The 8171-nt window shown below is 62.4% G+C and carries 7 protein-coding genes; all 7 read left to right on the top strand.

Going from position 1 to position 8171, the window contains the following annotated elements:
• Positions 1 to 147: 147 nt before the first annotated feature.
• The 7 genes from AC0L3L_RS10935 to tdh all read left to right on the top strand — a co-directional run bounded on the left by AC0L3L_RS10935 (position 148) and on the right by tdh (position 8109).
• Positions 148 to 1098, top strand: coding sequence for an ABC transporter permease (locus tag AC0L3L_RS10935; protein ID WP_473637559.1), 951 nt, complete (start codon positions 148 to 150; stop codon positions 1096 to 1098).
• A 35-nt stretch (positions 1099 to 1133) separates the two neighbouring features.
• Positions 1134 to 2012 (top strand): ABC transporter permease, encoded by an 879-nt coding sequence (locus tag AC0L3L_RS10930; protein WP_473637558.1) that lies wholly within the window; start codon positions 1134 to 1136, stop codon positions 2010 to 2012.
• 57 nt (positions 2013 to 2069) lie between these two features.
• Entirely contained in the window at positions 2070 to 3380 is a 1311-nt protein-coding gene (locus AC0L3L_RS10925) for an NAD(P)/FAD-dependent oxidoreductase (RefSeq protein WP_473637557.1), read from the top strand.
• Between the two features lie 64 nt (positions 3381 to 3444).
• Complete coding sequence (gene thrC / locus AC0L3L_RS10920) at positions 3445 to 4872, top strand: threonine synthase (protein ID WP_473637556.1); 1428 nt, start codon at positions 3445 to 3447, stop codon at positions 4870 to 4872.
• Positions 4873 to 4904: 32 nt separating this feature from the next.
• Positions 4905 to 5849 (top strand): homoserine kinase, encoded by a 945-nt coding sequence (locus tag AC0L3L_RS10915; protein ID WP_473637555.1) that lies wholly within the window; start codon positions 4905 to 4907, stop codon positions 5847 to 5849.
• A gap of 38 nt (positions 5850 to 5887) precedes the next feature.
• Complete coding sequence (locus AC0L3L_RS10910) at positions 5888 to 7075, top strand: glycine C-acetyltransferase (protein ID WP_473637650.1); 1188 nt, start codon at positions 5888 to 5890, stop codon at positions 7073 to 7075.
• A complete protein-coding gene (gene tdh / locus AC0L3L_RS10905) occupies positions 7075 to 8109 on the top strand; it encodes an L-threonine 3-dehydrogenase (RefSeq protein ID WP_473637554.1) in 1035 nt (344 codons plus the stop codon). Before AC0L3L_RS10910 ends, tdh begins: the two co-directional genes overlap by 1 nt.
• The last annotated feature ends 62 nt before the right edge of the window (positions 8110 to 8171 follow it).

Here is an 8171-nt window from a genome sequence, read left to right as displayed (position 1 = left end):
CTTTGTTTCCGGGGGCCGGGCCTCCCCCGCCGCCGCCGGGGCGGCGGTTTTTTTTTTTTTTTTTTCCCCCCCCCCCCCCCCCCCTACCCCCCCCCCCCCCCCCCCCCCCCGCCAGTCTTCGGCGCTGTCTTGAAAGAGGAGAGTTGAATGCGCGGCTTCCTGTTGAACCGGCTCTCGCAGAGCCTCATCCTGCTCCTGATCGTCTCGCTCATCGGGTTCCTCGTCCTGAACCTGCTACCGGGGGGGCCGCTGGCGCAATTCGGGCTGGATCCCGGCATGACGCAGGACGATCTCGATCGCCTGAAAGAACAATTGGGGCTGAACCGTCCGCTGTTGATGCAATATTTCGACTGGGCCTGGCGGCTTCTCCAGGGCGACTGGGGCCACTCCTTCCGCGACGGCGCGCTTGTGCTGGCAGTGATTGGCCGGCACGTCTTTGCCACGCTGCTGCTGATGGGTACGTCCACCGCGATTGCGATCGCGATCGGCACCTGGATCGGTATCCGCGGCGCCACGCACCGCTATTCGCTGTTCGACCATATGGCGACCGTCGGAGCCATGGTCGCGCTGTCGATCCCGACCTTCTGGTTCGGGCTCGTCGGCATCTACATCTTCTCCCTGCAGCTGGGCTGGCTGCCTGCAGGCAACATGTACACGATCGGCGACGGTTCTGTTCTGAACTATCTCCATCACCTGATCATGCCAAGCATCGTGCTGTCGCTGGTGCATGTCGCGATCTGGAGCCGCTACATGCGCACGGCGACGCTCGACGTGATCAGCCAGGATTTTGTCAACACCGCCCGCGCCAAGGGCCTGAGCGAGCGCCGAGTCATAATGAAGCACGTCGTCGGCAATGCGCTTTTGCCGATGATAACACTGGCCGGGGTGCAGCTTCCCAGCATCCTGACCGGCGCGCTGGTGACGGAGACAGTGTTTACCTGGCCGGGAATGGGTCGACTGTTCCTGGACAGCCTCGGCTACAGCGACTACCCGGTCGTGATGGGACTGCTGATGTTCTCAGCCATCCTCGTCATTCTCGGCAACCTGATCGCAGACATCGTGGTGGCGATCGTCGACCCGCGTATTCGTCTGGGTTGAGCGCGTAACCTCACGCCCAACAGGAGGCACCCGAAATGACCGCTCTCGCCGCAAATGCAGAACCAAGCCGCTGGTGGCGCAGCCGCACCGTGCGCCGGTTCATGAGCCATCACCTGGCGTTGCTGGGGGTGGCGATGATCATCGTTCTCACGCTGGCATGCGTGTTCGGCCCTCATCTCCTGCCCTATGATTCCCTATACATCGATTTGCGCGCCCGCTTTTCACCGCCGCTGACCGGCGACCACTATCTCGGGACCGATCCTTTGGGGCGGGACGTGGCGGCGCGACTGTTCATGGCGGGGAGGACCTCACTGCTGGTGGCTTTCTCTGCCATGCTGCTGTCGACGCTTATCGGAACGTTCGTCGGCGTGATCGCGGGCTACCGCGGCGGCTGGATCGGCGCAGCGCTGATGCGCACGGTCGACGGTTTCCTGTCATTCCCCTCCATCTTCCTGCTGCTGGCCTTGGCCGCGGCACTGAAGCCAAGCCCGGCCATGGTCACCGTGATCGTCGCTGTCACCAGCTGGATGGAGGTAGCCCGAATTGTCGAGGCCGAGGTGCGGTCATTGCGCGAGCGCGAGTTTGTGCTGGCCGGGCGCATGCTGGGACTGAGCGGCACGCACATCATGTTCCGCGAAATCCTTCCAAACGCCATGGGTCCGATCATCGTGGCCGCTACCCTGACAGTGGCGCGCGCGATCCTGCTGGAAGCCTATATCAGCTTCCTGGGTTATGGCATTCAGCCGCCGCTGCCCAGCTGGGGCAACATGCTCGAGGGCGCCCAGCAGTATCTGGACAGTGCGCCCTGGCTGGCGATCATTCCCGGGGCCGCCATCACCATGGCCGTGACAAGTTTCAATTTCATCGGCGACGGGCTGCGTGATGCGCTCGACGTGCGAGACGACCGTGTCTGATCTGTCGACAAATGCGGCCCAATTCCGATCCCGAAAACCCAGTGAGAAGTGACTCACATGCACGAGCCGAAAGTCGCCGACAAGAACACACCCTACTGGTGGGAAGCGGCGCCCGTCATGCCGCTGTCGCCGCAGCCCCTGGCCAGGAAGGTCGATGTGGCGATCGTCGGCGCCGGCTACGCCGGCCTTTCGGCCGGGCTTGCGCTGGCGCGCGAGGGGCGTTCGGTTGCAGCTTTTGATGCGATGAATCCGGGCGAGGGTGCTTCAACGCGCAATGGCGGAATTACCAGCGGGAGTATCCGGCTGGACTACGCCACGATCACCCGGCGCTTCGGCGAAGAAAAAGCCATGGCGATCGAGGCCGAGGGCAAGGTCGCGCGCGAATTCCTTTACGACTTCATCAAGTCGGAAAAGCTCGACTGCGACTTTCAACTGGTTGGCCTGTTCAAGGGCGCCATCGGATATGAACAGTACGAGAAGATGGCCCGCGGCGCCGAGGCGTTGGCGAGGAAACTGGGGATCGAATCTTACGCTGTTCCATATGCAAAGCAGCGCAACTACGTCGGCACCGACTTCTATCGCGGCGGCATGGTCCGGATGGACATCGGCGGGCTCCACCCGGCCAAGTTCCACGCGGAGCTCCTGCGGGTGGCGCTCGCTTCGGGACTGGCGGTGCATTCGAACACGCCCGTGACCTCGATTGAAAGGGATAGCTCCGGGTTCCGAGTCGCGACTTCGGCCGGCACGGTGCAGGCGCGGCAGGTGCTGGTCTGCACAAATGGCTACACGGATGGCGCCAGTCCCTTCCTGCGCCGCCGGCTGGTGCCGGTTCGCAGCCGGATCATTGCCACCGAGGAACTCGCGCCTGAGGTGATGGCGCGCCTGATGCCGAAGCGGATGATGATGGGTGAGGGCCGCGAGCTTGGCTTCTATTACCGCCCTTCGCCGGACGGCAGACGCATTCTGCTGGGCGGGCGCGACAGCTCGCGTGCAGGCGATCCGGCAGCCCCGACGCTGCGTCTGCGAAACGGGCTGGGCGAAATTTTCCCAGAACTGGAGAACGTTCGTCTTTCGCATAGCTGGTTCGGCAATGTGGCGATGCACCGTGACATGCTGCCCAGGATCTTCGAGAAGGATAGCGTGGTCTATGCCACCGGATTCTGCGGTTCGGGCGTGGTCTGGGCGCCATGGGTCGGCACACGTGCGGCTCACAAGCTGATGGGGCATGGCGAGCAGGCGCGCACCGCGTTCGACTTTCGGCCGCCCGCGGCCGTCCCGTTCTATCGCGGCAATCCCTGGTTCATCCCGGCCGTTATCAAGGGCTACGCCCTGCAGGACCGTATCGCCTGGTGGCGCGCCAGCCGCTGAAGGCCGAAGGGTGGCGGTCTCTCGACCCTTGCCGAACGATAGCGGCGACAAGGAACAGCATCACATGCACTACATCTCCACGCGCGGCCATCCCGAACGCAGGAAGTTCTGCGAGATTCTGCTTGAAGGTCTTGCCCCGGATGGCGGCCTCTATGTGCCCGAGGTCTACCCTCGGCTGGATGATGCCACGCTGGATCGGTGGCGCGGCTTGTCCTACCCAGTGCTCGCATTTGAAATCCTGTCGCTCTACATCGACGATATTCCGCCCGCTGACCTGAAGGCCATCTGTGCAAAGACCTACAGGCCCGAGGTTTTTGGGACCGCCAGGATCGCGCCCGTGCGAACGCTTGAGACGGGTCTCCATGTGGCGGAACTGTCGAACGGTCCCACCCTGGCGTTCAAGGACATGGCGATGCAGTTGCTCGGCAATCTGCTCGAGTATGAACTGGCGCGGCGCGATGAGGAGCTGAATATCCTCGGGGCAACCAGTGGCGACACGGGCAGCGCGGCGGAATATGCCATGCGCGACAAGAAGGGCATCCGCGTCTTCATGATGTCGCCGCACGGACGCATGAGCGCCTTTCAGCAAGCCCAGATGTTCAGCCTGCAGGACGACAACATTCAGAACATTGCCATCGAAGGGGTGTTCGACGATTGCCAAGACATCGTGAAAGCCGTGTCCGGCGATGCTGACTTCAAGAGGCGCCACTGGATCGGCACCGTCAATTCGATCAACTGGGCCCGGCTGGTCGCTCAGGTGGTGTATTACTTCTCTGCCTATTTTCAGGTGACTGAAGAGAATTCGTCAGAGGTCGACTTCGCCGTTCCCTCGGGCAATTTCGGCAACGTCTGCGCCGGTCATGTTGCGCGTATGATGGGACTTCCCATTTCCCGTCTCGTCATTGCGACCAACGAGAACGACGTGCTCGATGAGTTTTTCCGCACTGGGGTGTATCGCGTGCGGGGCCGGGCAGATACCTATGAAACCTCGAGCCCATCCATGGACATTTCCAAGGCCTCCAATCTCGAGCGTTTCGTGTTCGACTTGCTCGGTCGCGACGCCAGCCGGACGAGATCGCTGTTCGACGATCAACTGCGCGAAAGCGGGTCGTTCGATCTCAGCGGGGATCCGGCCTTCGGGAGGGCGGCGGACCATTTTGGTTTCCGCAGCGGGAAGAGCACCCACGCCGACCGGTTGGAGACGATCCGTGGCGCGTGGCACCGCTTCAACGCGGTGATCGATCCACACACTGCAGACGGCGTGAAGGTCGCGCGCCAGCATTCGGTTTCGGATGTGCCGATGATCGTGCTCGAGACGGCCCTGCCGGTCAAATTTGCGGAGACCATCAGAGAGGCCCTGGGCCGAGAGCCAGTTCCTCCGCAACGGTTCGATGGCATAGAGGGTTTGCCGAGACGGTTCAAACTGCTTCCCGCCGATGCACAGACCGTGAAGACCTACATCGCCGAAACCCTGCAGGCTGCGGTCTGCTGAAAGGCTGCTTCCACGACCGGGACCTTTTCGCCATGGCCGTATATACCGAGCTGTCACCTAACGAAGTCGCAACCTTCTTTCAGGCTCTGGGCCTGGGACAGCCGAATTCCGTTCGCGGCAGCGCGAGCGGAATTGAGAACACGAACTACTTTGTGGATACCGAGGCAGGCGAATATGTGCTGACCCTGTTCGAGCGGCTCACGTTCGAGCAATTGCCCTTCTACCTTCACCTGATGAAGCACCTTGCGGCGCGGCGAATGCCGGTCCCGGGTCCGGTTGCCAACGTCAGAGGCGAAATCCTTCACACGCTGAAAGGCCGGCCTGCCGTGATCGTCAACAGGCTTCCTGGCGAGAGCGTGACGGCGTCGACAGAGTCGCATTGTCGCGCTGTCGGGGAGATCCTGGCGCGAATGCACGTGACCGGGAGCGACTACCCACGGCGACAGGCCAATCCGCGGGGCCTCGAATGGTGGAACGAGGTGGTGCCGGTGGTCGGCCGCAGCGTATCTGAGGGACAGCGCTCGCTGCTCTCGAGCGAGCTGGCCTTTCAGAACCAGATTGCTGTGTCCTCCACCTACGAGCAACTCCCAAGGGGGCCGGTGCACGCTGATCTCTTTCGTGACAACGTGTTGTTTGAAGATGGTCACCTGACCGGCGTCTTCGATTTCTACTTCGCCGGATGCGACACCTTTTTGTTTGATATTGCCGTGTGCCTCAATGACTGGTGCGTCGATAGTGGCACCGGCCGCCAAGACACTAAGCAAGTTGCCGCCTTTCTCGGCGCGTATGAGTCAGTTCGCGCGCTCACTGGACCCGAACGCTTATTGCTTCCTGCGATGCAGCGCGCTGGAGCCTTTCGTTTTTGGTTATCGCGTCTCTGGGATCTGTACCAGCCCCGGGAAGCTGCGCTCCTCAAAGCACACGATCCAAGCCACTTCGAGCGCATGTTGCGCGTGCTCCGGGGAGAGATCGCATGAGCAAGACCGCGAAGATCACCAATGGAAGTGGAAGCACGATGGCACCGACTCTCAAAGACCACGTTCGCGAGCTGCTTTCGCAGATCGAGACGGAGGGCCTGTACAAGCGCGAGCGCGTCATCACCTCGCCCCAGTCGTCCGAGATCGAGGTTGGGGGCCGCAAGCTGCTCAATTTCTGCGCCAACAACTATCTCGGCCTCGCAGACAGCGAAGAGCTGCGCGAAGCGGCGAAGGCCGCGCTCGACCGCTACGGCTACGGCATGGCCTCGGTGCGCTTCATCTGCGGCACACAAGAGGGACACAAGCAGCTCGAGGCAAAGATATCGAGCTTCCTCGGTATGGAGGACACAATCCTCTACGGTTCCTGCTTCGACGCCAATGGCGGCCTGTTCGAGACGCTGCTTTCCGAGGAGGACGCGGTCATTTCCGACGCGCTGAACCACGCCTCGATCATCGATGGCGTCAGGCTCTCCAAAGCAAAACGCTTTCGCTATGCCAGCAACGACATGGCGGCGCTCGAGGAGGAATTGAAGAAGGCCGAAGGCAGCCGCTTCAAGCTGATCGCCACCGACGGGGTTTTTTCCATGGACGGCATCATCGCCAATCTCCAGGGCGTCTGCGACCTCGCGGAAAAATACGATGCCATGGTGATGGTCGACGACAGCCACGCCGTCGGTTTCGTCGGCGAGCACGGCCGCGGCACGCCGGAATATTGCGGCGTCGAGGGCCGGGTCCATATACTCACCGGCACGCTCGGCAAGGCGCTGGGGGGTGCCTCGGGTGGCTACACGGCGGCGAGCAGCCCGGTGGTCGAATGGCTGCGCCAGCGCTCGCGGCCCTATCTATTTTCCAACACGCTGATGCCTGCGATCGCCGGGGCCTCGCTGAAGGTGCTGGATATGATCGAGCAGAGCGGCGGCTTGCGTCGCCGGCTCTACGACAACGCCTCGCGCTTCCGCGCCAACATGGAAAAAGCGGGCTTCACGCTGGCCGGAGCCGACCACCCGATCATTCCTGTGATGATCGGCGATGCCGCGCTGGCTTCGCAAATGGCCGACATGCTGCTTGAGCGCGGCATCTACGTGATCGGCTTTTCCTTCCCCGTCGTGCCCAAGGGCCAGGCCCGCATCAGGACGCAGATGTCGGCCGCCCATTCGGCCGCCGATATCGACCGGGCAGTGGCTGCGTTCGGTGAGGTGGGTCGCGAACTTGGAGTGATTGGCTGATGTCCAACATGATGCGCGCACTCGTTAAATCTCGCGCCGAGCCGGGCATCTGGATGGAAGAAGTGCCGGTGCCGGAAATCGGCCCGAACGACGTTCTGATCAAGATCAAGAAGACCGCGATCTGCGGTACCGACGTCCACATCTACAATTGGGACCAGTGGGCGCAAAAGACCGTGCCGGTGCCGATGGTGACCGGGCACGAGTTCGTCGGCACGGTCGCCGATTTCGGCGCGGCGGTCACCGAATACAAGATCGGCCAGCGTGTTTCGGGCGAAGGCCACATCGTCTGCGGCCACTGCCGCAACTGCCGGGCGGGCAGGGGACATCTGTGCCGCAACACGCTCGGCGTCGGCGTCAACCGGCCGGGTGCCTTCGGCGAATATCTGGCGATCCCGCAGCACAATGTCGTGCCGATCCCCGACGATGTGCCCGACGAGATCGCTGCAATCTTCGATCCCCTGGGCAATGCGGTTCACACCGCGCTGTCCTTTGATCTGGTCGGCGAGGACGTGCTGGTCACCGGCGCCGGGCCGATCGGCATCATGGGTGCGCTGGTGGCGCAGTGCGTCGGCGCGCGAAAAGTGGTCATCACCGACATCAACCCGGTGCGGCTGGCGCTGGCGAAAAAGCTCGGCGTCCAGCATGTGGTCGACGCGTCGAAGGAAAAGCTGCGCGATATCATGCCGGCGCTCGGCATGACCGAAGGTTTTGACGTCGGCCTCGAAATGTCGGGTGCGGCACCCGCCTTCCGCGACATGATCGACGCCATGAACAATGGCGGCAAGATCGCCATTTTGGGCATCGCGCCGACCGGCTTCGAGATCGACTGGAACAAGGTCATCTTCAAGATGCTGCATCTCAAGGGCATCTATGGCCGCGAGATGTTCGAGACCTGGTACAAGATGATCGCACTGGTGCAGGGACCGCTCGATGTCAGCGGCCTGATCACCCACCGCATCGGCGTGGACGACTATATTTCCGGCTTCGAGGCGATGAAGAGCGGCAATTCGGGCAAGGTGGTGGTGGACTGGTGACGGCGGCCTTGGGGCTGGACTCCAGGGCTCGCCATCCGCGGCGTGAACGCCCGGGAACAACG

This window comes from Mesorhizobium sp. WSM4849 (assembly GCF_055811385.1).
This window is presented reverse-complemented; position numbering and strand designations above follow the sequence as displayed.